Origin of the sequence: Archangium gephyra (genome assembly GCF_042230915.1) — a bacterium.
GTDB classification, from domain to species: domain Bacteria; phylum Myxococcota; class Myxococcia; order Myxococcales; family Myxococcaceae; genus Archangium; species Archangium gephyra_B.
On the sequence record NZ_CP102578.1, the window covers coordinates 4655433 to 4680546 of the forward strand.

A 25114-nucleotide genomic window follows, 5' to 3' on the forward strand; every position below is an offset into this window, starting at 1 on the left:
GAGCGTGGACCGGGCGCGGCAGTGGAACTAGCGTCACGCCCCGTATGCCTCCCATCCGTCATGTGGATCCGCAGCTGCGCCGGGACGTCCGGCTCCTGGGCCGGCTGCTCGGCGAAGTCCTCATCGAGCAAGAGGGCCAGGCCCTCTTCGACCTGGAGGAGCGCGTCCGGCGCCTGGCCATCCAGCGCCGGCGCGGGCCGAAACCCGAGCGCCGGGCCGCCGCCGCCGAGCTGGCCGCGCTGCTCCGGGAGATGCCCCTGGAGCGCGCCGAGCCCGTGCTGCGCGCCTTCTCCACGTACTTCCGCCTCGCCAACCTCGCCGAGCAGCACCACCGCATCCGCCGCACCCGCGAGCACGCCTCCGGTGGAGGCCAGGGCCCCCAGCGCGGCTCGCTCGACGCGGTGATGCAGTCGCTCAAGCAGGCCGGCATCCCCGCCTCGCGGGTGCGGGAGATGATCGTCTCCATGCGGGTGACGCTCACCCTCACCGCGCACCCCACCCAGGCCTCGCGCCGCACGGTGCTGCAGAAGGTCTACCACCTGTCGCGGCTGCTCGAGGAGCGCGACCGCGGCCACCTGACGCCTCGCGAGAAGGCCGACACCCTCGAGTCCATGCGCGAGGAGATCACCGCCCTCTGGCAGACGGACGAGCTGCGCCGCGAGCGGCCCACCGTGGGCGACGAGGTGAAGAACGCCCTCTGGTACGTGGAGGAGGTGCTCGCCGAGCAGCTCGCGCTCATGCCGGAGACGCTCGACTGGGCCTTCGAGCGCGCCTACGGAGAGCCGCTCGGCGTGCTCGCCACCCCGGTGCGGCTGCACTCGTGGGTGGGCGGAGACATGGATGGCAACCCGCTGGTGACGCCGGAGGTGCTCGCGGACACGCTGCGCGCCCACCGAGCCCGCGGCCTGCGCGCTCTGCTGGGCGAGGTGTACCGGCTCGGTTGGGTGCTCACCCAGGCCGAGCCGCATGCCTTCGTGTCGAAGGAGCTGCGGGCCTCGCTCGAGAAGGACGCGGCGGACCTGCCGGACGTGATGGCCCGCTATGGCTCGCGCACCACGGGCGAGCCCTGGCGCCGCAAGCTGCGCTTCATGGAGGCCCGCCTCCAGGCCGCCCTGGTGTACGTCGAGGGCCGCCGCGCCGGCCGGACAGAGCCCCTGGCTCCCACCGCCTATCGCTCGCCCATGGAAATGCTGCGCGACCTGGAGGTGCTGGAGCGCTCGCTCATCGACGCGAAGTCGCGGCATGCCGGGTTGCGGCAGGTGCGCCGCCTCATCGCCCGGGTGCGGGTCATGGGCTTCCACCTGGCCGAGCTGGAGGCGCGCGCGCCCGCCGAGGACGCCCGAAGCGCCGCCGCGTCGTTTGACGGAGGCCCCAAGCCCACCGAGGGCGGAGCGCGGCTGCTGGCCGTGCTGCAGCGGGTGCGCGAGGCACAGGCCGAGTCCGGCGAGGGGTGCTGCCGCACGCTCATCCTGTCGATGGCCTCCACCGCCGAGGACGTGCTCGCGGCCTTCACGTGCGCGCGCAAGTCGGGGCTGTGGGACGAGGCGCGCGGATGCGCCACCGTGGACGTGGTGCCGCTGTTCGAGCAGCTCGGCGCGCTCGATGATGGCCCTCGCGTCCTGCGCGAGCTGTTCGCCCACCCCGAGTACCGCAAGCACCTGCAAGCCCGGGGCGTGCAGGAGGTGATGGTGGGGTACAGCGACTCGGGCAAGGAGGTGGGGCTGCTCGCCGCCAGCGCGGCGCTCTACCGGGCCCAGACCGCGCTCACCCGGGTGGCGCACGAGGCGGGCGTGCAGCTGCGGCTCTTCCACGGCCGCGGCGAGACGGTGGCCCGGGGCGGTGGTCCCGCGCACGAAGCCATCCTCGCGCTCCCGCCCGGGAGTGTCGCGGGCACGTACAAGGCCACCGAGCAGGGCGAGGCGTTGGATCACAAGTACGCCCGGCCCGAGCTGGCCCGGCGCACGTTGGATCTGGTGCTCGGCGGGGTGCTGCTGCACTCGCTGGATGCGCAGCCGCGCGTGGCATCCGAGGAGGAGGCCCCGTTCCGCGCCGCCTTCGACGAACTGGCGGAGCTGGGCCGAAAGGCCTACCGGGGGCTCGTCTGGGAGGATCCGAACTTCGTTCCGTTCTTCCAGGCCGCCACGCCCATCGAGGAGATCGCCGCGCTGCCCATCGGCTCGAGGCCGAGCAAGCGCGCCGCGGGAGGACTGGAGTCGTTGCGCGCCATCCCCTGGGTCTTCGCCTGGACGCAGAACCGCGCCATCCTGCCGGGGTGGTACGGCGTGGGCTCGGCGCTGGAGGAGTTCGGCTCGCGGCCCGAGGGCCTCGCGCAGCTCAAGCGGATGTACCGTCAGTGGCCCTTCTTCCACACCGTCATCGACAACGTGGCGATGGTGCTGGCCAAGTCGGACATGGCCATCGCATCGCGCTACGCGGCGCTGGCGCCCGACTCCACACGCCCGCTGTGGGAGCGCATCCGTGCCGAGTATTCACGGACCCGCCGTTGGGTGAAGCGCGTGACGGGCGAGGCGCGCATCCTGGAGGGCAACCGGCAGTTGCGCGAGAGCATCTCGCTGCGCAACCCCTACGTGGACCCCATGTCCTTCCTCCAGGTGGAGCTGCTGCGGCGCAAGAGGGCGGGGGCGGCGAACATCGATCGCCCGCTGCTGCTCACGCTGGCCGGCATCGCCGCGGGCATGCGCAACACGGGGTGAGTTGAAGAGCCGCGGGCCCCCCTCGAGACCCCTCCTCCCTCTCCCCCTGGGAGAGGGTCGGGGTGAGGGTATCCAGCCCCGTGCCGCTGCCCGTTCAACCCGCCGGACGCCGCATCCCGGCGAGCGCCAGGGCCACCAACCCCATGAGTGCCATGGCCCCGCCCACGGCGCAGACGCCGCTCCAGCCCCAGCGGCTCCAGGCGAGACTCCCCAACCATGCGCCGGTGGCGCCGCCCGCGAAGTACGTCACCATGTAGACGGTGTTGAGCCTGTTCCGAGCCTCGGGGCGCAGCGCATAGACGCGCGTCTGGTTGGTGATGTGGTTGGCCTGTGCGCCCAGGTCCAGGAGGATGACGCCGAGCACGAGGCCCCAGAGCCACTGGCCCAGCATTGCGAGCACCCCGAAGGACAGCAGCAGGATGCCGATGGCGAGTGCGTTGATGCGCCGGTCTCCGCGCATGTCGGCATAGCGGCCCGCCAGCGACGCGGCGACGGCGCCGGTCACGCCCACCACCCCGAACAGTCCCGCCACCTGGGGCCCGTAGTGCTGGGGCAGCGCCTGCAGATGGAGCGCGAGCGTGGCCCAGAAGGCACTGAAGCCCCCAAAAGTGAGCGCGCCCAGCAGCGAGTGCAGCCGCAGCACGGGCTCCTCGCGCACGAGCCCTCCCAGCGAGCGCAGCAGGGCGGGGTAGGGCAGGGTGGCGCTCACGGGCTGCTTCGGCAGCGAGAGCCGCAGCACCCCCGTCAGCACGAGCATCAACGCCGCGGCGATCCAGAACATGGCCCGCCAGCCGAACCGCACCCCGAGGAAGCCCGAGGCGGTGCGCGACAGGAGGATGCCGATGAGCAGCCCGCTCATCACCGTGCCCACCACGCGTCCCCGCGAGGCCGCGGGCGCGAGGTTCGCCGCGAAGGGCACCAGCAGCTGGGGCACCACCGTCGTCACGCCGACCAAGCCGCTCGCGGCCACCATCCACGGAAGGCCCGGCGCCACGGCCACGCCCACCAGCGCGAGGCTCACCAGGGCGGACATGAGGACGATGATGCGCCGCCGCTCGAGGCTGTCTCCCAGTGGGACGATGAGCAGCAGGCCCAGCGCGTAGCCCACCTGGGACACGGTGGGGATGAGCCCCAGCGCCCGGTCCGAGGCCTGGAACGTCCGCCCGATGTCTCCGAGCAGGGGCTGGTGGTAGTAGAGGTTCGCGACCGAGAGGCCCGCGGCGGCCGCCATCAGCCACACGAGGCCCCGTCTCACGGCACGCAGGCTCCCACGCCCGCGAAGTCTTGCAGGGGCTCGCAGCGCCCCGACGTGCAGCCCGGCTCTCCCGAGGGCGAGCGGCACAACCGGCGGCACGCCCGTCCCGAGCCCGCCGTCACGCACGCGCTCCCCGGCCGGCAGTCATTCGAGTACGTGCACGCGGCTCCGTCCTCCACCGTCCCCGCCGTCACGCACACCGGCCCGCTCTCCGGCGAGGGGTAGCAGCCCAGCGGGCTCGCGCAGCCCTGCGCCAGCGGATCACACGCCGGCGCCGCCTCCCCGCACACCCTCGGCAGCTCGTCCGAGCCCGTGAAGCGCAGCACCTCGGTGCAATCCCTCGGCGCCGTGCACTGCTCGCTGGCGCGGCAGAACTTCTCGCACGTGAAGAGCGTGCCCCCATCCGGCGCCGGAGAATCCGTGCAGTGCAGCCCCGCCTCGCACGTGTCGTAGAAGTCGCCCTCCGGCGTCGCGGTGCTCTGGCACGCCCCGCCCTCCGTCACCGTCCCCTCCGGCACGCAGCGGCGGCTCGTCCCGCTCCCCTGGCGCACGTAGGCGCACTTGCTCCCGGCCGCACAGTCCTGCGCCACCGGATCGCACTCGCCCGGGAAGCAGCGGTTGCCCTGCCCACCGTCCTCCAGCACGCCGCGCAGGCAGAGCGCGCCCGCGTCGCAGCCCTGCTGCCGCGCCACGTCGCACACCCAGTCCGTCCCGCCCCCATCCCCAGCGTCCGGGGTCCCTCCACCGCCATCCCGGCCTCCGTCTCCTCCGGCATCGGAAACGCCCGCGTCGCTCCCAGGGCCCCCGGAGTTGCCATCGGGGCACCCACTGGCCATCAGCCCCACCACGAGGACACAACTCACGAGAAGCACGTTCGCCCGCATTCCTGGCCCCTGCTGGAGTGACGAACGGGACTAATAAGATGTCCGGGGAGAAACGGGCCCCCCTTGAACAAAACCTGGGTGACAGCGGACACTTGCCGCCTTGACGAAGTCCTGGAGCGGCGGTTTCCCGTTACAGAGCTTCCATCCGAAACACGCCCGAGGGAATCAGTGCGCATGACCATGAAAACGGCCGAGGCTGCGGAGATGTCGGCGGTGGCGGGGGCCAACCGGAGGACCCACGAGCGGGTGACGGCTACATTCGATGTCCGCTTCCAGGACCCCGAGGACGCCGCGCGTGCGCTGCGCGCCTATTCGCTCAACCTGTCGGCGGGAGGCCTGTGCCTGCGCACGCGCCGCTCCTACGACGTCGGCGCGCACGTGCGCCTGCAGATGACGGTGAGCGGGGAGGACTTCGACCTCGAGGGCATCATCTCCTGGGTGCGGGATGACGCCGAGGCCATTGGGGTGCGCTTCATCGGCGTCTCCGAGGCCGACCAGGTCCGCCTGCAGCGCGTGGTGGCCAGCTTCAAGCGCTGAACCGCGGTACGGCGGGGCGCCTCCAAGAGGAGGGGGCCCCGCCGGGTGGTGCCTACTGCCCGTGCTGGCGCTCCAGCTCCGCGTGGCGCATCACCATGTTGTCCACCTGCACGAAGCCGCAGGACGTGTAGAAGCTCTGCAGCTCCTGCAGCGCGTAGGCGCTCACCTCGAGCCGCTTCACGCTCAGGGCCCGCGCCCCGCAGCGCTCCAGCACCTGCTGCATCAGCGCCTTGCCCACGCCGCGGCGCCGCCAGCCCTCCGACACCACCAGCTCGTCCACCGTGGCGATGCGCCCGCGCAGCCGCAGCTGCGGCCGGTGCGACAGCGACACCATGCCCACCGGGCGATCCTGCGTGTCCGCCGCCACGAAGATCTCGATCTCTGGATGGCTGATGACCCAGTGGACCGTCTGGGCATCCGAGCCGTGGGCGTAGCCCATCTCGCGCAGGAGCGAGGCCAGGCTCTCGGCGTCACCGCGGCGAGCACGGCGGATGCGGAAGGGGGGAGCGTCCGGGGCAGGGGTTCTGGATGGCGTCGGTTGCACGGCCCACACACTCTACTCAAGTGGCGGGCAACCTCGCAAAGGCAGAGGGCGGCTCCGGACTCTTCTCCGGGCCGCCCTCTTGTTGCCTACATCGATTCTTCGTGTGTGAGAATCAGGGCTGCTCGGCCGCCAGCGTGCGGATGGCGGCGGTGATGTCTCCCTGCTGGGGCACCGAGGCCATCTCCAGCGTGTCCGCCAGGCCGATGCCCGGCACGAACTTGCCGGCCAGCAGGCGGGGAGGCGCCACCAGCTTGTAGAAGAGCTCCTCCACCGTGCGGCGCACCAGGTGCTCACCGAAGTTGGTCACCTCGGTGTCCTCGTTCACGTACAGCACGCGGCCCGTCTTCTCCACCGAGCCCTTGATGAGCTCCCAGTCGTACGGCCACAGGGTGCGCATGTCGATGACCTCGGCGTCCACGCCCTCGGCGGCCAGGTCGTCCGCGGCCTTCTTGCACAGGGGCAGCGTGCGGCCGTAGCTCACCACCGTCACCTGCGAGCCCGCGCGCACCACCTTGCCCTTGCCGATGGGCACCGCGTACGCCTCGAGCTCCGGCCACTGCGGCTTCCACTGCGAGCGGTCTCCCAGCGGCGCGTCGATCATCTTCGACAGCAGCTTGTCGTTGTCCGGCTCGCCCGGAATCCGCTCCTCGCCCTTGATGCGCAGGAGCGCCTTGGGCTCCAGGTACATGACGGGGTTGATCTCCTGGCAGGCGGAGATCATCAGGCCGTACGCATCCAGCGGGTTGGAGGGGATGACGATCTTCCAGCCGGGGATGTGCGTGGCCGTCGCGTCGAAGGAGTGCGAGTGGTAGATGGAGCCGCGGATGCCGCTGCCCACCGGCGTCTTCACCACCATGGGCAGGTTCCAGTCCCCGTTGGTGGTCCAGCACGTGTTGCCGGCGATCTTCAGCAGATCGATGGTGTTGTAGATGTAGTCGGCGAACTGGATTTCGGCGACGGGCTTGGCGCCGGCCATGGCCAGACCGATGGCCATGCCGATGATGCCGCGCTCGTCCAGGGGCGAGTTCCACGCCGTCTTGAGGCCCTGCGTGGCGGTGAAGACGCCGCCCAGGGGCGCGCCCACGTCCTCGCCGAAGATGTCGGTGACGCCGAGGTGCTCCTCGGCGTAGTGCAGGGCCATGCGAACGGCCTGAGCCATGTTGGCCATGGGTTACTTCCTCTCCGCGTAGATGTGGTTCCAGATGGTCTCGGGGCCGGGCAGCGGCTCCTGGATGACCTGACGGGCCATGGCGGCCATGTCCTCGGTGTAGCGGTTGCGCAGGTCGTCCATCTCCTTGCGCGTGAGGATGCCGTGCTTCTCCAGGCGGGCCTCGAACACGGTCAGGCAGTCCTGCTCGTTGCCCACCATGTTGGCGCCGGAAGCCGACGAGTGGCCGTACAGGCGCGACACGATGGCCTCCATCAGGAAGGGCTTGCGCTCCTTGCGCACGTACTCCATGGCCTCCTGCAGCTCCAGGTACGCGTTGATGGGATCGTTCCCGTCAATCGTCTTGGTGCGCATGTTGAAGGCCTTGCCGCGATCCGCCACGTTCGTCTCGCCGTGCTGGCCCTCGGCCGACGTGGAGATGCCCCACTTGTTGTTGGTGACGATGATGAGCACGGGCAGCTCGTTGCCCTTGCGCGAGCTCCACACCAGGCACGAGGCGAAATCGCCCTCGGCCGTGCCCGCGTCACCGCCGGTGACGATGGAGATGCCGTCGCCACCGTGGCGCTTCTGCGCCAGCGCCGTGCCCGGGGCCATCGCGTACTGCACCTCGATGGGGGAGGACACCGGGGCGATGTTCCACTCGCGCTTGGAGAAGTGGCCCGCGAAGTTGCGGCCGCCCGAGTAGGGGTCCGACGCCGTGTTCTTCATCTGCCGCATCGCGCCGATGGGCTCCTCGCCCAGCGCCATCAGCGTGGCCGACTGGCGGTAGTGCGCGTGCAGGTAGTCGTAGGCCGGGCCCTGGCCCTTCTTCATCAGCAGGCCGAGGGGCACGTTGAAGGCCTCCTCGCCCGGGCCGCCGATCCAGAAGTACCCGTGGCCCTGCTTGTACATCTGGATGAGGCGCTCTTCGAGGACGCGCGCCTTCACCATCAGGTCATGCATCCGGACCAGCAACTCCCGCTCGAGCGGGAGCGACTCTTCTTCGCGGTTGAGGAGGCGGGGTTTTGGCACGCGCGTCTCTCTAGTCAGGGGTAAAGAACGGGCCCCCTATACCCCAAAGGCGGCCCGGAAGCTCAAGGGCCCGGGGCATGTTCGCGTCCTCCGGACATGCCGCGCTGCGGCACAGGCGGAGGGGGCGTCACGGGCCCTTCACGGACCGCGTGAGCCGGCCCGCCCCCGTGCCGGGAGGGCTGCTGGCAGCCAACAGGCCGGCTGATGGGGCGGCGAGCGGGGCGGCGAGCGGGGCGGCGCCGCTGGGAGGGGAGCGAGGGAGATGGCCTCACCGCGGGGTCTGCTCTTTCGAGCCGCCCCCGGAAGGCCCGGCCCGCTCGAAGCCGAGCGCCGCCGGCAGGACGTACCGCCCGAAGAGGATGAGCGGCAGCGCCGAGCCGGCCTCGTTGTGATTGCCTTCACCCGGCGTGAACCCCATCCTCTCGCGCGGGGTGACCTCCCGTCACTCCCAAGGAGACGACATGAGGAAGAACAACGCGAAGCTCGTGGGAGTGGCCGTCACGGCGCTGCTCGGAATGAGCGCGTGGGCGGGGTACAAGTACGACTACACGGTGCACGTCTACAACTCGTCCGATGGAGCCGGCAACGCGTCGGGCACCTTGTCGGGCGCGAGAAACAGCCCGGACAGCGCGCAACACATCGGTTGCAGGATCTACTCCTATGGGAGCGGCGGCAACACCGAGCTCCAATGCACCGCGGTGTCCTCGAACAACGTCGGCGGATGGTGCTACTCCACCGACCCGGCCCTCATTTCGCTGATGCAGAGCATCAAGGGTGACTCGTACATCTCGTTCTACTGGAACACGAGCGCCAAGTGTACCTATGTGAGCGTGGAGAATTCCTCGTACTACGCGCCCAAGAACCCCTGATTCCCGCCCCCGGGAGGCGCACGGACGCCGTGCCTCCCGGGCCGTGGAGCCGCCTCCATGTCCACCCCGCTGAAGCGGCTGCTGGTCGCGTCGCTCATCCTCGGCCCCACCGCCGGCTTCGTCGCGGGGCGGCTGACGGCCCCCGATACCGGGGACGGTCCCGTCCTGCGTGAGCTCGCCCAACAACGCGCCCTGCTCGAGGAGCACCTCGCACGCGCCGAGGCGCCGCCTCCGGAGATCCGCTGCGCCGTGGCCGCCCCCACCGGCGGCACCGTGGACGCCCAGTGGCTGCGAACCGAGCTGGCCCGGGTGCTGCGCGAGGAGCTGGCCCCGCACACGGGCGCTCCCGATGCGGCGCCCCGCGCCCCGCCTGCTTCCGAGCCACCCGCCCAGAGCCTCGCCGCGCACCAGGAAGGACTCCAGGTGGTGGAGCGCGCCCTCAGCGCCCGGCGCTGGACGCCGGAGGACGCCGCCGCGTTGCGCCAGGAACTCCCCCACATGACGGCCTCCCAGCGCGCCGAGGTCATCCGCCGCCTCCTCACCGCCCTCAACACCCAAACCATCGACGTGCAGACCCGGGGCCCTCCGTACTGATAGCCCCGCGGCCCGGAGTTCCCGGCTCAGACGATGGCGGCGAGCGGCTCGGGCCCCGCCTCGAGCACCTCGCGCAGCCGCCGCAGGCCCCGCGGTGAACAGCTCCGCCGACGTCACCGACACGCCGTTGTGCCGCGCCTGCGTCACGAAGAACGAGGCGATGGCGGGCGCGGGCGGCCGGACGATGGTGAAGATGCGCATCGCCGAGGCGCTGATGGGCAAGCAGATCATCTTCATGCCCACCGGGCGCGGCGGGGCCACGCTGCAGACCATGGACATGAACCAGATCCTCACCCAGTACTCGGCGGCCAAGAACGCGCGGATGTCGAGCAACGGGCAGGAACCGGAGGCGGCCGGTCGGCACGGCCGTGCGCGCGTAACGCCGCGCTTCAGCTTCGAAACAGGCTCTCCGCGGCCATGCGGCGACGAAGCATCGACGAGACCCCAGGCCAGAGAGACACGCGTAGCGCGAGGTCCCGGAGCGCCAGGCCGAACCGGCTCTTGGGCACGAACCAATCCGCCATGCGGCGGCCAGCGGCCTGCTTGTCCTCGATGGAGGGCTTGAGCCGCTGCTCGTAGCGGTCCAGCGCGGCCGGGACATCGCTGCCCGCGGCCCCCAGCTCCTCGGCCAGGATGTATGCGCCCGCGACCGCCATGGACGCTCCCTGGCCCGCCAGCAGCGAGACGCTCTGGCATGCATCACCCAACAACACGACGCGCCCGTTGCTCCAGCGCGGCATTTCAATCTGCGTCACCGTGTCGAAATAGAAGCTCGACACCTGGGTACATCGCTCGAGCAGCTCGGGGACGATCCAGTCCAGCCCCCCGTAGACGGTCCGGAGCTCCCGGAGCGCGGACTCCCGCGAGAGGTCCTCGATCGGGGACTCGGCCCGGTGGAGGAAGAAGGTGGCGAGACGTCCTCCCCGGATGGGGTACACGGCTACCTGCCGCTTCCTCACGCTCAGCGTGGTGAAGGCCGCGTGGTCGTGCAGCCTGTCCGGGGGACTGTCGAGGATGAACGCGGCCGTATTGCAGCCGACGAAGCGCGCGAAGCGCTCTTCCGGCCCGAAGGCCAGCCGCCGGATTTGCGAGTGGACGCCGTCCGCCCCCACCAGCAGCTCGAAGTCGTCCTCCGTTCCGTCGCTCAGCCGCACTCGGACGCGCCCCCCGTGCTGCTCGAGCGCTTCCACGGTCGTGTGGAAACGGAGCTCCACCTTGCCTTCAATCCGGGCGTAGAGCAGCCGTGCCAGCTCACCCCGCAGGAAATTGAAGTGGCGATCCTCGAAGAACCGTCTGCGCAGCAGGCGGTAGGGCAGGGAGACGCGCACCCGGCCGCGCTCGTCCACGAAGGTGAGGTGCGAGATCGGGTAGTGGATGCGCTCGAGCTCTGGCAGGAGGCCCAGCCGCTCGCTCGCGTCGTAGCCCGAGCCGACGAAGTCGATCATGTAGCCCTCGTCCCGGAAGTGCGAGGCCCGCTCGACCACCACCACAGGGTGGCCCTGGCGCTCGAGACACCCCGCCAGCGTCAGCCCGGCGATACCTCCTCCACAGATGAGCACTTTCATTGGAGCACCTTCCATTCTGAGAAGATGCAGCGAGCGGGGGATGTAACGCACCTCGTTGCGGAGCGGGCTGCCCTGCCTGGGACGACTCCCTTTCCCCAGGCGAGCGGAAGCTCGGATGCCATGCGGGCCAGGGCTCAATTTCCCATCCAGCGGGTCGGTGAGCCCGGCGGGGCCGTCCGCGTCGAAGCGGGCCGCTTCGGCTCCAGCTCGTCCTGGATGCCGTCCGGCCTCGCCATGCGCACGCGCGTCATCGCGTCGATGAGCGCCACGCCCATGAGCAGCGCGAGGAATCCCACGCGGACTTCTTTCTCTTCTCCTGCGCCATGGTGCGCCCCCGTCACTCCACCCGGTACAGCAGTGGGAAGATGAACGCTCCCCACACCAGCCCTCGCGCTCGAACCGCGGAGCCTGGGGGATGAGGGCGGCGCAGGGGGCGGGACGAGCCAGGGAAGGGCGCTCCCGAGGTGCGGAAGCAGGCTTCCCTCCAGGTGGAATGGCCCACGGCGGCGGGGAACGAGAGCGGCCAGGGCCGGCTCACTCCTCCGGCGGGGCGCCAGGTGGGGACCTGTCTGGAGCGGAGTGCACGTCCCGCAGGGGCACCAGCCGCGAGAGCAGGGGCCCGCCGTGCTTGAGGCGGGCAATGCGCTGCGAGGGGTAGATGCCCCGCTGCCCCGTGAGGAGGTAGGCGGTGACGGTGACGATGACGACGTGGGGCAGCACGCCCGCGCCGAGCAGCTCCACGGCCATGAGGGACAGGGCCAGCGGGGTGTTGGCGGCGGCCCCGAAGAGCGCGGCGAGTCCCACGCCCGCGGCCAGGTCCAACGGCAGGCCGAGCAGCCGCGCCAGCACGTTGCCGAGCGCCGCTCCCACGAAGAAGAGCGGGGTGACCTCGCCCCCGAGGAAGCCCGCGCCCAGCGTGACGGCGGTGAAGAGCAGCTTGAGGGCGAAGGCGCTCGGGGGCAGGGTGGGGTCCACGAAGGCCCGCTCGATGGTGGGCACGCCCAGGCCGAGGTAGTCGCTCGTGCCCACCAGCTTCCAGAGCACCACCACCGCCGCGCCGCCGAGCGCCATGCGCAGGGGCAGCGAGGGGACGGCCTTCTCCAGCCGCTTCTTGAGGAGGTGCACGCCCTCCACGAACACCACGGCCACCAGCGCCACCACGACACCGAAGACGAGCCACTTGCCGAGCACCTGCGGCGAGAGGGGCAGCGCCGCCGGGGTGGGGTAGAGCGTGTGGTGGATTCCGAGCGCCCGGGTGACGAGATCCCCCACCACCGCGGCCACCAGCGCGGGCACGAGGGCCTCGTAGCTCATGCGCCCCACGCAGACGACCTCGAGCCCGAAGACGGTGCCCGCGATGGGCGTGCCGAAGACGGAGCCGAACCCCCCGGCGATGCCGGCGGCGAGCAGCTCGCGGCGCGTGGCGGGCGAGACGCGGAAGCGGTGCGCCACGGCGTCCGCGAGGCTGGCCCCCATCTGCACCGCGGTGCCCTCGCGCCCGGCGCTGCCGCCAAAGAGGTGGGTGAGCACCGTGCCCACCAGCACCATGGGCGCCATGCGCACGGGCAGCTGCTTGTCCCCCTCGTGCACCGTGTCGATGACCAGGTTGTTGCCACCCCGGATGGGCGTGCCCCACCGCGCGTAGAGGGCGCCGATGACCAGGCCCGCCAGCGGCAGGGTGTAGACGAGCACCTCGTGCCGCGTGCGCACCGCCGTGGCCACGTCCAGCAGGTAGAGGAACACCGCCGACGCCACGCCGCACACCCCCCCCACCACGGAGCCGAGCACCAGCCACTGCCCGAAGGAACGCGCGCGCTTGTCCAGGCTCACCACGGGTCTCCCTGTTCGCTGGAGCCGACTACACCGCCCCAGGGGGTTTGTCGCCCCCTACTCGTCGTTGACCCCGGTCGAGGTCGCCTCCTCGGAGGGGGAGGGGACGACCTTCACCGTCCGGCTGCCGCGCGCGGCCCCCCCCCCCGGGCGGACGCCCCACGTGAGCGGCCACCGTACTGCCAGCGAAATCCTACCCGGGAGGACCTGGGGAATGACGTTCCCCCGTTCATAGGGGGACTCGCCTAAGCGGAAAACTGCGCTAGAGTCGCCCGGCTTCCAAGAATCCGTTAGCCGTCGCGCCCCCCCAGCGCCGATTCAGAGTTCCGCCTTGTCCAACGCCCCCCTGCCTTCCCAGCCCCCTCCCGATGGGTCGTTCGAGCAGCACGAGCCCACGCTCACCGGGACCGCCACCCGCGCGGCGGGACATACCTCGACGAGGCTCTCCCCGTTCCACCCGGAGGCGACGGGCACCATCGTCGCTCCGCTGGAGGCCGGCGAGCTGCCCGACGTGGCCGCCATCCGCGGCATGCGGTTGGATCAGCTCCTCTTCGTCACCACCGGCGTGCTGGTGGGACTCGTCGTGGGCCTGCTGGCCTCGGTGGCCTGGGTCTCCGCGAAGACGCAGTTCGAGGAGACGTCCACCCGCTTCAACGAGCACGTGAACAGCCAGGCCATCGAGCTGGGGCAGACGCTCAGCCACACCCTGTCGCTCACGTCCGCCACGTCGCTGCGCGACAACAACTACGCCTTCCTCGGCGAGGTGGCGCGCTCCATCATCGCCGACAACCCCAACATCCTCCGCGTGCAGATCTACGACGCGGACAGCCAGCTGGCCGCGGACTCCGCCGAGGACGCGAAGCTGGGCACCACCACCGAGCGCAAGCCGGAGCGGCGCTGGGGCCCCGCGCTCTACCAGGGCAAGCCCGTCATCGAGTACCAGGAGCCCATCGACTACGGCTCCCAGAGCGGCAAGGGAGTGGTGCTCATCAGCTACTCGCTGGAGTCGCTGCAGAAGCAGCTGCACGCGCTGGAGCTGGCCAAGCGCGAGTCGCTGCGCCGCAACGCCACCACCATGGCGGGGCTGGGCCTGGGCTTCCTGGTGGTGGCCTTCGTGCTGGTGGCCCTCCAGAGCCGCCGCATCACCCGGCCGCTGGGCGTGCTCACCGGCAAGGTGATGCAGCTGGCCGCCGGAGACCTCAACGCGCGCGCCGAGGAAGTCCGGGGCGCCGGGCGCGAGGTGACGACGCTCGGGGTGGTGTTCAACCACATGGCCGAGCGCATCAGCGTGCTGCTCGAGGACGTGCGCGCCAAGGCCCAGCTGGAGCGCGACGTGTCGCTCGCGCGCACCGTGCAGGAGACGCTGCTGCCCGGCCGCGAGGGCTTCCAGGCGGGCCCGCTGCGCATCGCAGGCCTCGTCGTCACCGCGGACGCGTGCGGCGGCGACTGGTGGATGCGCGCCTCCCTGGACGATCGGCGCGTGGTGGTGGGCATCGGCGACGTCACCGGCCATGGCCTCGCCACCGCCCTGGTGGCCACCAGCGCCACCAGCGGCTTCACCGCCGCCATGACCATGCGCCCGCCCGAGGAGATCTCCGCCCAGCTGCTCATCTCCTCGCTCAACCTCACCATGGCCCACATGGGCCGGGGCGAGCACCAGATGTCCAGCGCGCTGGCCGTCATCGACACCGAGACGGGCGTCATCGACTACGCGAGCGGTGGCCACCCCAGCCCCATCGTCTTCAGCCGCCAGTCCCGCCAGGTGGCCTCGCTGCCGGCCCGCGGCGCGCTGCTGGGCGCCTCGGCCGCCTCCCAGTACGCCTCGCGCCAGGCCCAGCTGCGGCCTGGAGATCTCATCGTCTGGTACACTGACGGCCTCACCGAGTCGCGCGACGCCAGCCAGAAGCAGTACGGCACCCAGCGTCTGGCCGCCGCCCTCCAGGCCAATGCCCACCTGTCCGCGGAGGCCCTGCGTGACGCCATCCTGGCCGATGCACGCGCCTTCAGCGCCGGTCTCCCGGCGCAGGATGACATCACCGTGGTCGTCGCCGAGTTCAGCCCCGCCTCCCCATGAGTCGCATGCGCTCTCCCCGCCCCTCCGTCCGCCGCCTCGTCGCGGCCCTCGTCCTGGCCCAGTCGCTCACCGGCACGGCCGCCTTCGCCCAGTACCGCCCACCCCCCATGTCCGAGTCCCAGCGGCTCGTCCGGGAGGGGGAGACGGCCCAGGTGGACGCCAGCTCCGCCGCCACCTCCGGTGACAAGAAGCGCGCCGAGGCCCGGTACCGCAAGGCCCTGGAGCTCTTCGAGAAGGCGCTCGCCGCCGAGTCCACCTCCGTGCCGGCCGCCGCCGGCCTCGGCGCCGTGGGCCTCGCCCTCCAGGACTACGAGCGCGTGGCCACCCGCGTGGCGCCCGTGTACGCCGCCAGCCCCCAGTCGCTGGAGCTGGCCTACCCGCTGGGCATCGCGCTCTTCAAGCTCAAGCGCTACGAGGAGGCCCTGCCGGTGCTCCAGCAGGTGTCCGTGGCCAACCAGCCCGAGCACCTGCTCGTCCACTACTACCTGGGCAACTACTACGCGCTCGTCCTCCAGGAGGGTGACGCCACGGTGGCCGAGCTGCAGGCCTACCTGGCCCAGCGCCCGGACAAGCTCGCCGGCAACGACTACCAGATTCACGAGCTGCTCGGCCGCGGCCACCTGCTGCGCAACGACGCGGCGGCGGCGCGCCTGTCCTTCGAGCGCGCCCAGGTGGGCCGCGCCGAGTCCGTCTCCATCCAGATGGGGCTGGGCGCGGTGCTGGAGCTGGAGGGGAAGATGGCGGAGGCCATGGCCCTGCTCCAGGGCCTCACCGTGCGCTTCCCGCAGGTGCCCGAGGCCAAGGAGCGCCTGGGCCGGCTGCTGCTGGAGTCCAACGACGTGCCGAGCGCCGAGGTGCAGGCGCTCGCCCTGGTGAAGCTGGGCGGCACGCCGTCCGCGCACATGCTGCTGGGTGACGTGCGCATGGCCCAGGCCCGGCCCGCCGAGGCCGAGACGGAGTACCGCAAGGTGCTGGAGCTGGCCCCGGGCGACGTGGCCGCGCAGATCGCCGTGGGCATGGCGCTGCAGAAGCAGGGCCGCAACGAGGAGGCCATCTCCTTCCTGGAGGGCGCCGTGCAGTCGGGCGCCGACAGCCTGGAGCTCTGGTCCACCCTGGGCAGCGTCAACCGCCGCGCCGGCCGCTACGCGCGCGCCGTGGAAGTCCACCGGCGCGTGGTGGAGATGGCCCCCAAGCAGGCCCTGGGCCACGTGCTGCTGGGCGCGGACCACTTCGCCACCGGCCAGTGGGACCTGACCATCGAGGACTACACCCAGGCCCTCAAGCTGGAGCCGGAGCACGCCGACGCCAAGCAGTGGCTGGCCCGCGCCCTGGCCCACCGCGCCCGGGACCGCGCCAACAACGGGCGCGTGGATGACGCGGTGCGTGACCTGCGCCGCGCCTATGACCTGGAGCGCACCTCCGCCATGGCCCGCCGGCTGGGCGCCGTCCTGCTGCAGCAGGGCTCCCACGCCGAGGCCCGCAAGGTGATGGAGCAGGGCGTGCAACTGCCCGAGTCCGCCTGGCGCGAGCACCTGCTGCTCGGCTACGCGCGGCTGGGCACGGGCGCTCCCAAGGAGGCGCTCGAGGCCTTCGAGAAGGCCGGGCAGATGGCTCCGGACCTGGCCGCCCTGTCGGACGTGTCCGCCGGCTCGGCCCTCGCGGAGATGGAGCTCGGCCAGGTGGACGCTGCCCTCAAGCGGCTGACCGACCCGGGCACCTCCAAGCGCGCCATTGAAGTCACGCGCGCCAACCTCTCGCGCGCCTACCTGCGCCGCGCCTTCTCCCGGCTGGAGTCCGGGGATGGCACGGGCGCCCGCCAGGACGTGGAGTCCGCGGAGCGCGCCGGTGTTGGCGGCAACCAGTCCGCGCTGGGCCGCCTGTCCGCCTTCGCCAAGGGGCTCGCCCAGGCGGAGGAGGGCCGCTTCGGAGACGCGGGCGCCCTCTTCAAGCGCGCGCTCACCCCCACGCCCGAGTGGGCCCGGCCCAACACCCGCCAGCTCGTGGACGCCTGGCTGCTCTACCGCAACGACAAGCTGCCGCAGGCGCGCAAGGCGCTCACCGCCGCCTCCAAGCGCCCCATCCCCGAGCAGGCCTCGTTCACCGCCACCTTCACCAGCGCCCTCCACCGCCGCGAGGCCGAGCGTGCCTACAACTCCGGCAACATGCGCGCCGCCGAGAAGGCCTTCAAGGCCGCCCTTGTCCTCGCCCCGGAGAGCGCCGCCCTGCAGCACAACCTCGCCTGCGTGGCCTACCGCGGCAAGAAGGCCGCCGACGCCGTGGCCACCTGGAAGAAGCTCGAGGGCACCGTGCCCCAGGCCTCGCTCAACCTCGGCATCGACGCCCAGGAGCGCCGCCGCGACATGCCGCAGGCCGTCGACTCCTACCGCCGCTACCTCGCCTCGGGCGCCGCCCCGCGCGCCGCCGCCGTGCGCGAGTGGAAGGACCGGCTGCAGATGATCTACGGCCTGGCCGAGCCGGCCACCGCCCCGACCGCCAACCCCGAGCCCTCCAGCGCCACCGCTTCGGATACCACCCCATGATCTCCTTCCGCTCGCTCTTCCTGGGCCTCGCGCTGCTGTGCGCCTGGGTGCCCGCCGCCAGCGCGGCCGCCAAGAAGGCCACCCTGGGCGTCTTCCTGCCCACCACCCTCAACGACGGCCAGCAGCGCTTCCAGTTCGCCGAGGCGCTCGCGGCCAGGCTGACCACGGCCACGGGCCGGCCCACCGCGGCCAAGAGCTTCGCCCGCTACGAGGACTTCTCGAAGGCCGTCTCCGAGGGCCTCGTCGACTTCGCCGTCCTGGACTCCTGGGCCGCCGTGCAGCTGGGCGCCAAGGCCACCCCGGTGGCGCTCGCGCCGCTGTCGGGTGAGACGGCCCAGCGCTGGGCCATCGTCTCCACCTCGCGCGGCTCGGTGAAGGACCTGGCGGGCAAGCGGCTCGCCATCGTCAAGGGCGCGGGCGCGGCGGACCCCAAGTTCGTCACCAACGTGGTGTTCGCCGGTGACCTGGACGCCAAGAAGCACTTCAAGCTCACCCCGGTGCCCAACGTGGAGTCGGCCCTCAAGATGCTGGAGGCCAAGGGCGCCGAGGCCGCGCTGGTGCCGCTGGCCCACGTGCCCGAGGGCGTGCGCGTCCTCTTCCGCAGCAGCAAGGTGCCCGGCGCCGTCCTGGTGGGCATGCGCGGGGACGCGGAGGACCTGACGGAGAACCTCAAGAAGCTCGAGCCGGTGGCCCCCTTCGGCGCCTTCACCGCCATCCAGGGCAAGGAGCTGGAGGACCTGCGCAAGCTGCTGCAGAGCGGCCCGCCCCGCCGCCAGCCCGTGCTGGTGGAAGTCCCCTCACTGCGCGTGGATACCCGGGCCTTCCTGGAGCCCGCCGTCCTCCAGCCGGTGCTGCCCTCCTTCGCCGACGCCCTGGATGTGTCGGCGGAACAGCCGGACGACTGACAGGGTGGGGGGGCGACTTTCCCCTCACCAAAAAGTTAAGCTAGCTACACTTCGACAACCCGGGCGTTCGACGCCTTCTCTTCCAAATCGTGGGACGTAGAGAACGATGCACTCGACTCGAATCGCTTGGCTCCCGGCTCTCGTCGGACTGATGTGTGGCCTCAGCGCGGGCGCTGGGGCGGCGCAGACGAAGTCCTCCACTCCGGCGGCCACCACCGCGGCGCCGGATGCCCCCAAGGCGCGCAAGCCGTTGCCGCTGCCGCCGCCCTCCTCGTCGTCCAACGTGCCGCAGCGCGCGCCCTTCACGGGCCCGTCCGCCTCGCGGCCGTTGCCTCCGCCCTCGGCCCTGGCCGGGGTGGACATTCCGGATCCGCTCGCCACGCCCGAGGCCTCCTCGCTGGAGGACTCCGTGCAGCAGCTGCTCAGCGAGGCGGTGGTCTCCACGGCCTCCAAGCGCAGCCAGCGCATCTCGGACGTGCCGATGACCATCTCCTGGATTCCCGCCGAGGAGCTGGAGGGCACCGGCCAGTTCACCCTGTGCGAGGCCATCCAGTACTTCCCCGGCATGGAGTGCCGCCGCGGCGCCATGCGCAAGACGGCCGTGAGCGCGCGCGGCCTGGGCTCCAACTACCTCTCCAACCGCCTGCTGCTCCTGCAGGACGGCCGCCCGCTGACGGACCCCTGGACGGGCCAGTTCTACGCGGACGAGACCACGCCGCTGACCAACCTCAAGCAGATCGAGGTCATCCGCGGCCCGGGATCCACGCTGTACGGCTCCAACGCCTTCAGCGGCGTCATCAACATGATCTCCCGCCAGCCCAAGGACTTGATGCAGGACGGTCGCGACTATGGCGCGGACACGCGGCTGCTGATCGGCCAGGACCGCACGTGGCGCGCGCAGGCCACCGCGGCCGGACGCGGCGGCCCGGTGGAGGCGCTCGTCAGCTACTACGGCTTCGGCTCGGACGGCCCTCAGCTCTTCAATGATCCGAAGGCCGGCCGCGTGGACACCAACGAGGACTCGCTGGTGCACCAGGTGAGCGGCAAGGTGAACGTGAAGAGCGTGACGCTGGACGCCAGCTTCACCAGCGGGGAGATCGGCCGCCCGGGTGGCCACCAGATCTCCACCGTGGGCAACTGCGGCCGCTGCCACTACACGCCCGACGACGTGGAGCGCGTGCAGAACTTCAGCGCGAGCGCGCAGGTGGACCAGCAGGTGTCGGACAACCTGCGCGTGTTCGCCCAGGCGTACACCTTCTTCAAGCGCCGCCAGGTGGAGATGGAGAACGCCTTCAACGAGGAGAGCCCCCAGATGCCGCTGGGCAAGCGGCGCCGGCTGGGCGGCGAGGCGCGCGGCCTGCTCACCCTGGGCGATCTCACCGTCACCTTCGGTGGTGACTACAAGAACGACCTGGTCAACAACCCCAACGTCCTGCCCGGCCTGTCGCTGGAGGAGACCACCCAGGACATCCTCGGCGGCTTCGTCGACGCGGAGTACCGGCCCATGAGCCAGCTCGTGCTCAGCGCGGGCGCCCGCTACGACAAGTACATCATTCCGGAGAAGATCTGGCAGGCGCGCACGGATCAGATCTCCCCGCGCGCCAGCGTGGTGTTCCACGCCCGTCCGGAGCTGACCTTCCGCGCCAACTACGGCCGCGCCTTCCGCGCCCCCACCCTGGCCGAGCTGGCCATCAACCAGCAGATGTACGCCGCCACGCTGCTGGGCAACGGCACCCTGCGCGCCGAGACGCTGGACACGGTGGAGGCCTCCGTCGACTTCTGGCCCTTCGATCGCACGGTGCGCCTGACGGGCACGGGCTTCGTCAACCTGGCGCGCAACTTCATCAACCAGGAGCTCCTGTTCGGCTCCACCTCGCAGTTCAAGAACGTGGGCGATGCGCGCGTGGCGGGCTTCGAGGCGGAGGCCGCGGCGCAGGTGGCGGCCATCAACTCCTCCTTCGATCTGTCCTACCAGTTCCTGGACGCGCGGGCGCTGGCCTACGAGGGCCGGCCGGAGCGGCCGCTGGACTACGCGCCCCAGCACCGCGTGTACGCGCGCGGCCGGACGAACTTCGGCAAGTTCGCCTTCGCCGAGCTGTATGCCCTGTACGTGGGCGAGCGCTTCGACCCGGGCTTCCAGATGAACTCGGACACCGGGAAGCTGGAGCAGGTGAAGCTGCCCGGCTACTTCACCGCCACCGCGCGCGTGGGCGCCAACGTCACCAAGGGCCTCACGGTGTCCGTGGTCGGCTCCAACCTCTTCAACGCGAAGTACGAGGAGTCCCACGGATTCCCCGCGCCCCCGCTGAGCCTCTTCAGCGAGGTCAAGTTCCAGTACTGAGCCGTCATCGTGAGAGTCGCCCACCACGCGGGGGCCGCCACCGGCCTCCATCTCGTCGCAGATGCCTCCCTGGCTCCCGCCTCGCTGGAGCAGGCCGCCCCCGCGCTCGTGCGCAGCGGCCTGCCGGTGGTGGTCCGGGGGGGCAGTGCGCGGGCCCCGGCTCGCGAGCTGGTCCTCTTCGACGGCCGGCTGGGGCCGGCCCACGCGGCCTTGTTGGAGCGCACGCCTCCGGCCCTGCTGCTGGCCTCGCGCGAGCCGGGGGGCCTCCCGTCCGCGTGGGAGATGCGGGTGCTGGGCGCGCTGCTGCGCGGTGAGTCGCTGCTGCCGCCGGGGGCGCCCGTCGCCAGGCTGTGGCTGGAGCGGGTGTTGGATCTCAAGGGAGCCTCGTCCGAGGCGTCCGCGCTGGTGGAGGCCTCCAAGGGCAGCCGGAACGCGGCGGGCCTCGCGGCCGAGGTGATGCACGAGCTGGCCGCCAACGCGCTGCTGGACGCGCCGGTGGATGCCAGCGGCACGCCGCTCTACGCCCACCGGCGCGAGTCGGTGCAGGCGGTGGCGCGGGAGCACATCTGCCAGGTGTCGATGGCGGTGGGGGAGGGCGGCCTCTTCCTGGAGGCGGTGGATCTCTTCGGGAGGCTGACGCCCGGGCCCATCGCGCGCGCGCTGGCCTCGCTGGGCGGGCGCATGCAGGTGAATGCCTCGGGGGGTGGGGCGGGCCTGGGGATGCGGCGCATCCTCGAGGCGTGTGAGCTGATCGCCGTCCGCGTGGTACCGGGCAAGGAGACGCGGATGGTGGGCGTGGTCGGGTTGGGGGAGGCGCGTCGCCGGGCCGCGCTTCCCAAGTCGTTGCTGTACTTCCAGTCGGAATGAGGAGCGGGACGGTGGAGACGCAGGGTTCCAATGCCACTATCAGCCGCGTACGCGTGGGTACCATCAACCACGTCCGCATCGCCGGCGTCATCGACGAGACGTTCCCGCTGACGTCCGCGTCCTCGGACCTCGGGGGACTGCTCATCGTCGACCTCGGTCAGGTGGAGCGCATCAGCTCCTTCGGCGTGCGGCGGTGGATCGAGTTCGCCAGCAAGCTGCCCGCCGGGGGCATCGCCCTCTACGTGGTCAACGCCCCACCGGTGATGGTGGATCAGCTCAACATGGTGGAGGGCTTCTCCGGCGTGGCGCGGGTGCTGTCGGTGCTGGCGCCCTACACGTGCCGCGCGTGCGGAGAGGACCGGCTGCGCCTGGTGGACCTGCAGGCGGAGGCGCCCATCATCGCCGAGGGCCGCGCCCCCGAGCACTCCTGCCCGGTGTGCGCCGGCAAGCTGGAGTTCGCGGATCTGCCGAGCGAGTTCTTCGACTACGCGCAGCGCCAGCAGTTCGGCACGGTGGACCCCGTGGTGATGCGCTACCTGCGCGCCACCACGCCCAGCGCGCCCACCGCGCTCACCACGCACCTGAAGATCGTCCAGGACGACATCACGTACATCTCCCTGGCCACCGAGCTGAAGGCGGACCTGAACGTGCGCCGGCTGGCCTCGGGCCTGGAGGGGCGCGTTGCCTTCGACTTCTCCCACGTCACCAAGGTGGAGCCCGAGGCCGTCGCGAAGCTGGAGCAGGTGCTGGCCACGGCGGCACAGGGCGCCAAGGTGGTGCTGTGCCGCGTGCCGCCGCCGGTGCTCAACGCGCTCAACCGCTTCACCAAGCAGCTCACCGCTCAAATTGGCACGCTGTGGCTGCCGTGCGAGTGCCGCAACTGCGGCCATGAGCACCAGCAGCGCGCCCTGGCCTCCGAGTACCTGGCCAAGCTGCGCGCCAACGCCAGCCCCGAGCGCGAGTGCCCCATCTGCGGCGGCTCCGCGCGCCTGCCCTCCATCCCCCAGCTGGTGCCGCTGCTCAGCCGCTCCTCCCTGGTGGACAAGCCGCTGGAGGACATCGAGGCCATCGAGCCGCGCGCCCTCAGCCAGTACCTCTTCGGCTCCACCAACGTGGATCCGAACGCCAACAAGGGCGGGAGCTCGGAGATCAGCAACTCCTTCGGCGCCACCAAGCTGCAGATCATCCGCCGGCTGGGCCAGGGCGGAATGGCCGAGGTGTTCCTCGCCAAGCAGGTGGGCGTGAAGGGGTTCGAGAAGTTCGTGGTGATGAAGAAGATTCTCCCGCAGTTCGCGGAGAATGCTGAGTTCGTCGACATGCTCTTCGCCGAGGCGCGGGCCAACGCGCGCCTCACGCACCCCAACGTCGTGCAGACGTTCGACGTGGGGATGAACGACGGCGTGGCGTACATCCTCATGGAGTACGTGCGCGGCCCGGACCTCAAGAAGTTGATGAACGAGCTGCGGCGCAAGGGCCTGGCCCTGCCGCTGGAGCACGCGCTGCGCATCGTCGCCGAGACGGCCGCGGGCCTGCACTACGCGCACAGCTACGTGGACCCGGCCGGCGTGCCCCACCCGGTGGTGCACCGCGACGTCAGCCCGCACAACGTCCTCATCTCGCTGGATGGCGCCATCAAGCTGAGCGACTTCGGCATCGCCAAGGTGCAGGGCGAGGAGAACACCCAGGCCGGCGTGCTCAAGGGGAAGATCTCCTATATCTCCCCCGAGGCGGCCGCGGGCCGCGCCCTGGACGCGCGCAACGACGTGTTCGCCCTGGGCGTGGTGCTCTTCGAGCTGCTCACCGGCACGCTGCCCTTCAAGCGCGACCACGACGCGGCCACGCTCAACGCGATCGTCCGCGAGCCGGCGCCCGTGCCGTCCCAGCTCAAGCCCACCATCCCCCAGGACGTGTCGGATCTCATCCTGCGCGCCCTGGTGAAGGATCCGGCGCGCCGCACGTCCTCCGCCTCGGCCATGCGCGAGGAGATCGAAGCGGTGATGGCCCACCACCGGCTCAACTCGTCGCCGGCGGCGGTGGCCCAGTTCTTCAAGACCATGCTGGGGGACCGGCTCGCGGAGTTCGGGCCCACCAACAGCCCCGGAGGCTCCACCGGCTCGCATCCGCACATCGCGGGCTCGGGCACGGGCAGCGCGCCTCGCGTCCCCTCGGGGGGAACGGGGGAGATGGTGGCGCCTCCGGGGACGGGCTCCCGGCCCGCGCTCGGCCCCGCCACCGGCTCCCGGCCGGCGGTCGCGACGGGCACCGGCCAGTTCGGCGCCGTGCCACCGTCCGCCACGCGTCCATCGGCGGCTTCTCCGGTGGCTCCACCGGCGCCTCCCCTCGAGACGCCTCTCGAGATTCCCATCGCGACGCAGGGCGCGGACGAGCGCACCGAGGTCTACCGGCCCTCGCAGCAGGGGCTCATCGCCCCCAAGGCGCTGCCTCCCGAGCCTCCCACGGATGCGTTCGCGGATAAGGCTCCGGCGCCCGTGCCGGCGCGTGCGTCGCTGACCGGCGTGCCCGTGGTGCCGCCCCCGCATCCGACGGTGCCGTCCCGTCCGGCGGCCATGGTTCCGCCGTCCGCGGTACCGGCTCCGGCGCGTGCGTCGCTGACCGGCACGCCCGCGGTGCCGCCCCGTCCCTCCGGGCCCGCGCCCGCGGTGCCGCCCCGGGCGTCCATGGCCTCCGTGCCCGCGGTCACCGGCTCCCGGCCCGCGCTGCAGCCCGCGGTCCCGGTGTCCAGCCGGACGGCGACGCAGATGGCGCCCGCGGCCGCGCCTCCCGCCGCTCCCAGGGCTCCCGCTCTGCCCCCGGCTCCACAGGCCGCCGCGGCCATGTCCGCGGCGAGGCCGGCACCCCGCTCGTCAGGCGCCAGGTGGGCTGTCCTCGGTGTCGCCGGGCTGCTGCTCGCGGGCGCCGTTGGCGTGGTGGCTCCCAAGCTGCTGGCGGACCGGGGCGTCGAGGTGGTCAACCGCGAGCCGGGCGAGCAGGTCTACGTGGCGGGTCTCCGGGTGGAGGAGGCCCAGGGCCTCAACCTGGAGGGCGCCAGCCAGTTCGTCGTCTCCACGGCGATGAATGGGCGCCTGCGCCGCTTCGGAATTCCGGTGAGCAAGGACATCATCGACGTGCGCGCCCTGCCCGAGGCCAGGCCGGAGCCGGGCAGCAAGGGCACGCTGCGCGTGGGCGGGATGCCGGGCTGCTTCGTCAAGATGGGCCCGGACATGCTCCCCGGTGCGACGCCGGTGTCGGCGCCCATCGAGGCCGGCGTGGAGTTGCAGGTGACCGTCACCTGTCCCAACCAGCCGGTGTGGTCGCGCTGGGTGATGGCGGTGCCGGGGCAGGAGTTGGAGGTCGTTCCGCTGCCGAAGAACTAGAGGGGCCTCCCTCCGCAAAGGCCCTCGGGCCGGGGTGCGTCA

Annotated in this window: 19 protein-coding genes; 10 read left to right on the plus strand and 9 right to left on the minus strand. The window is 71.4% G+C overall.

All coding sequences use genetic code 11. From position 1 onward, the window contains the following. Positions 1-44 precede the first annotated feature (44 nt). Positions 45-2714: a phosphoenolpyruvate carboxylase gene (locus NR798_RS18680; protein WP_375772836.1), complete on the plus strand. Its 2670-nt coding sequence runs from the start codon at positions 45-47 to the stop codon at positions 2712-2714. A 94-nt stretch (positions 2715-2808) separates the two neighbouring features. Here the strand turns inward: NR798_RS18680 and NR798_RS18685 are convergent, their stop codons facing one another. After that, a complete protein-coding gene (locus NR798_RS18685; RefSeq protein ID WP_375773790.1) occupies positions 2809-3945 on the minus strand; it encodes an MFS transporter in 1137 nt (378 codons plus the stop codon). Positions 3946-3965: 20 nt separating this feature from the next. Continuing rightward, positions 3966-4841 (minus strand): hypothetical protein, encoded by an 876-nt coding sequence (locus NR798_RS18690; protein ID WP_375772837.1) that lies wholly within the window; start codon positions 4839-4841, stop codon positions 3966-3968. Positions 4842-5027: 186 nt separating this feature from the next. On the opposite strand from NR798_RS18690, the gene NR798_RS18695 reads away from it, so the two are divergent. After that, a complete protein-coding gene (locus NR798_RS18695) occupies positions 5028-5390 on the plus strand; it encodes a TIGR02266 family protein (protein ID WP_375772838.1) in 363 nt (120 codons plus the stop codon). Positions 5391-5442: 52 nt separating this feature from the next. On the opposite strand, the gene NR798_RS18700 is transcribed toward NR798_RS18695, so the two are convergent. The 4 genes from NR798_RS18700 to NR798_RS18715 all read right to left on the minus strand — a co-directional run bounded on the left by NR798_RS18700 (position 5443) and on the right by NR798_RS18715 (position 8531). After that, entirely contained in the window at positions 5443-5934 is a 492-nt protein-coding gene (locus tag NR798_RS18700; protein WP_375772839.1) for a GNAT family N-acetyltransferase, read from the minus strand. Between the two features lie 112 nt (positions 5935-6046). Next, a complete protein-coding gene (locus NR798_RS18705; RefSeq protein ID WP_375772840.1) occupies positions 6047-7102 on the minus strand; it encodes an alpha-ketoacid dehydrogenase subunit beta in 1056 nt (351 codons plus the stop codon). 3 nt (positions 7103-7105) lie between these two features. Further along, the gene (locus NR798_RS18710) at positions 7106-8113 is read right to left on the minus strand and encodes a thiamine pyrophosphate-dependent dehydrogenase E1 component subunit alpha (protein WP_375772841.1); all 1008 of its coding nucleotides are present in this window, start codon (positions 8111-8113) and stop codon (positions 7106-7108) included. Between the two features lie 268 nt (positions 8114-8381). Further along, entirely contained in the window at positions 8382-8531 is a 150-nt protein-coding gene (locus NR798_RS18715) for a hypothetical protein (RefSeq protein ID WP_375772842.1), read from the minus strand. A gap of 43 nt (positions 8532-8574) precedes the next feature. Between NR798_RS18715 and NR798_RS18720 the strand changes: the two genes are divergently transcribed. Both NR798_RS18720 and NR798_RS18725 read left to right on the plus strand, forming a co-directional pair. Continuing rightward, positions 8575-8982, plus strand: coding sequence for a hypothetical protein (locus NR798_RS18720; protein ID WP_375772843.1), 408 nt, complete (start codon positions 8575-8577; stop codon positions 8980-8982). 57 nt (positions 8983-9039) lie between these two features. Continuing rightward, entirely contained in the window at positions 9040-9576 is a 537-nt protein-coding gene (locus NR798_RS18725) for a hypothetical protein (protein ID WP_375772844.1), read from the plus strand. A gap of 389 nt (positions 9577-9965) precedes the next feature. Here the strand turns inward: NR798_RS18725 and NR798_RS18730 are convergent, their stop codons facing one another. From NR798_RS18730 to NR798_RS18740, 3 genes are all read right to left on the minus strand, one after another. Then, entirely contained in the window at positions 9966-11141 is a 1176-nt protein-coding gene (locus NR798_RS18730; RefSeq protein ID WP_375772845.1) for an FAD-dependent monooxygenase, read from the minus strand. Between the two features lie 134 nt (positions 11142-11275). After that, on the minus strand, positions 11276-11437 hold the full coding sequence (locus NR798_RS18735; RefSeq protein WP_375772846.1) for a hypothetical protein: 162 nt from the start codon (positions 11435-11437) through the stop codon (positions 11276-11278). Between the two features lie 238 nt (positions 11438-11675). Next, positions 11676-12971: a chloride channel protein gene (locus NR798_RS18740; RefSeq protein ID WP_375772847.1), complete on the minus strand. Its 1296-nt coding sequence runs from the start codon at positions 12969-12971 to the stop codon at positions 11676-11678. 331 nt (positions 12972-13302) lie between these two features. Between NR798_RS18740 and NR798_RS18745 the strand changes: the two genes are divergently transcribed. The 6 genes from NR798_RS18745 to NR798_RS18770 all read left to right on the plus strand — a co-directional run bounded on the left by NR798_RS18745 (position 13303) and on the right by NR798_RS18770 (position 25072). Next, the gene (locus tag NR798_RS18745; RefSeq protein WP_375772848.1) at positions 13303-15045 is read left to right on the plus strand and encodes a PP2C family protein-serine/threonine phosphatase; all 1743 of its coding nucleotides are present in this window, start codon (positions 13303-13305) and stop codon (positions 15043-15045) included. A 5-nt stretch (positions 15046-15050) separates the two neighbouring features. Then, positions 15051-17585 carry a tetratricopeptide repeat protein gene (locus NR798_RS18750; RefSeq protein ID WP_375772849.1) on the plus strand — a complete coding sequence of 845 codons (2535 nt, stop codon included), beginning with the start codon at positions 15051-15053 and terminating at the stop codon, positions 17583-17585. Beyond that, positions 17582-18490, plus strand: coding sequence for a PhnD/SsuA/transferrin family substrate-binding protein (locus tag NR798_RS18755; RefSeq protein ID WP_375772850.1), 909 nt, complete (start codon positions 17582-17584; stop codon positions 18488-18490). The genes NR798_RS18750 and NR798_RS18755 overlap by 4 nt, the downstream gene beginning before the upstream one ends. A gap of 106 nt (positions 18491-18596) precedes the next feature. Next, complete coding sequence (locus tag NR798_RS18760) at positions 18597-20831, plus strand: TonB-dependent receptor plug domain-containing protein (RefSeq protein ID WP_375772851.1); 2235 nt, start codon at positions 18597-18599, stop codon at positions 20829-20831. A gap of 9 nt (positions 20832-20840) precedes the next feature. After that, the gene (locus tag NR798_RS18765; RefSeq protein ID WP_375772852.1) at positions 20841-21698 is read left to right on the plus strand and encodes a hypothetical protein; all 858 of its coding nucleotides are present in this window, start codon (positions 20841-20843) and stop codon (positions 21696-21698) included. 11 nt (positions 21699-21709) lie between these two features. Beyond that, positions 21710-25072: a protein kinase gene (locus NR798_RS18770; RefSeq protein ID WP_375772853.1), complete on the plus strand. Its 3363-nt coding sequence runs from the start codon at positions 21710-21712 to the stop codon at positions 25070-25072. Positions 25073-25114: the final 42 nt, after the last annotated feature.

Coding starts and splice junctions, on each gene's coding strand:
- NR798_RS18715 (WP_375772842.1), bottom strand. CDS start 8,531: ATGGGGTTCACGCCGGGTGAAGGCAATCACAACGAGGCCGGCTCGGCG.
- NR798_RS18750 (WP_375772849.1), top strand. CDS start 15,051: ATGCGCTCTCCCCGCCCCTCCGTCCGCCGCCTCGTCGCGGCCCTCGTC.
- NR798_RS18755 (WP_375772850.1), top strand. CDS start 17,582: ATGATCTCCTTCCGCTCGCTCTTCCTGGGCCTCGCGCTGCTGTGCGCC.
- NR798_RS18730 (WP_375772845.1), bottom strand. CDS start 11,141: ATGAAAGTGCTCATCTGTGGAGGAGGTATCGCCGGGCTGACGCTGGCG.
- NR798_RS18760 (WP_375772851.1), top strand. CDS start 18,597: ATGCACTCGACTCGAATCGCTTGGCTCCCGGCTCTCGTCGGACTGATG.
- NR798_RS18725 (WP_375772844.1), top strand. CDS start 9,040: ATGTCCACCCCGCTGAAGCGGCTGCTGGTCGCGTCGCTCATCCTCGGC.
- NR798_RS18680 (WP_375772836.1), top strand. CDS start 45: ATGCCTCCCATCCGTCATGTGGATCCGCAGCTGCGCCGGGACGTCCGG.
- NR798_RS18685 (WP_375773790.1), bottom strand. CDS start 3,945: ATGGCGGCCGCCGCGGGCCTCTCGGTCGCGAACCTCTACTACCACCAG.
- NR798_RS18705 (WP_375772840.1), bottom strand. CDS start 7,102: ATGGCCAACATGGCTCAGGCCGTTCGCATGGCCCTGCACTACGCCGAG.
- NR798_RS18720 (WP_375772843.1), top strand. CDS start 8,575: ATGAGGAAGAACAACGCGAAGCTCGTGGGAGTGGCCGTCACGGCGCTG.
- NR798_RS18695 (WP_375772838.1), top strand. CDS start 5,028: ATGACCATGAAAACGGCCGAGGCTGCGGAGATGTCGGCGGTGGCGGGG.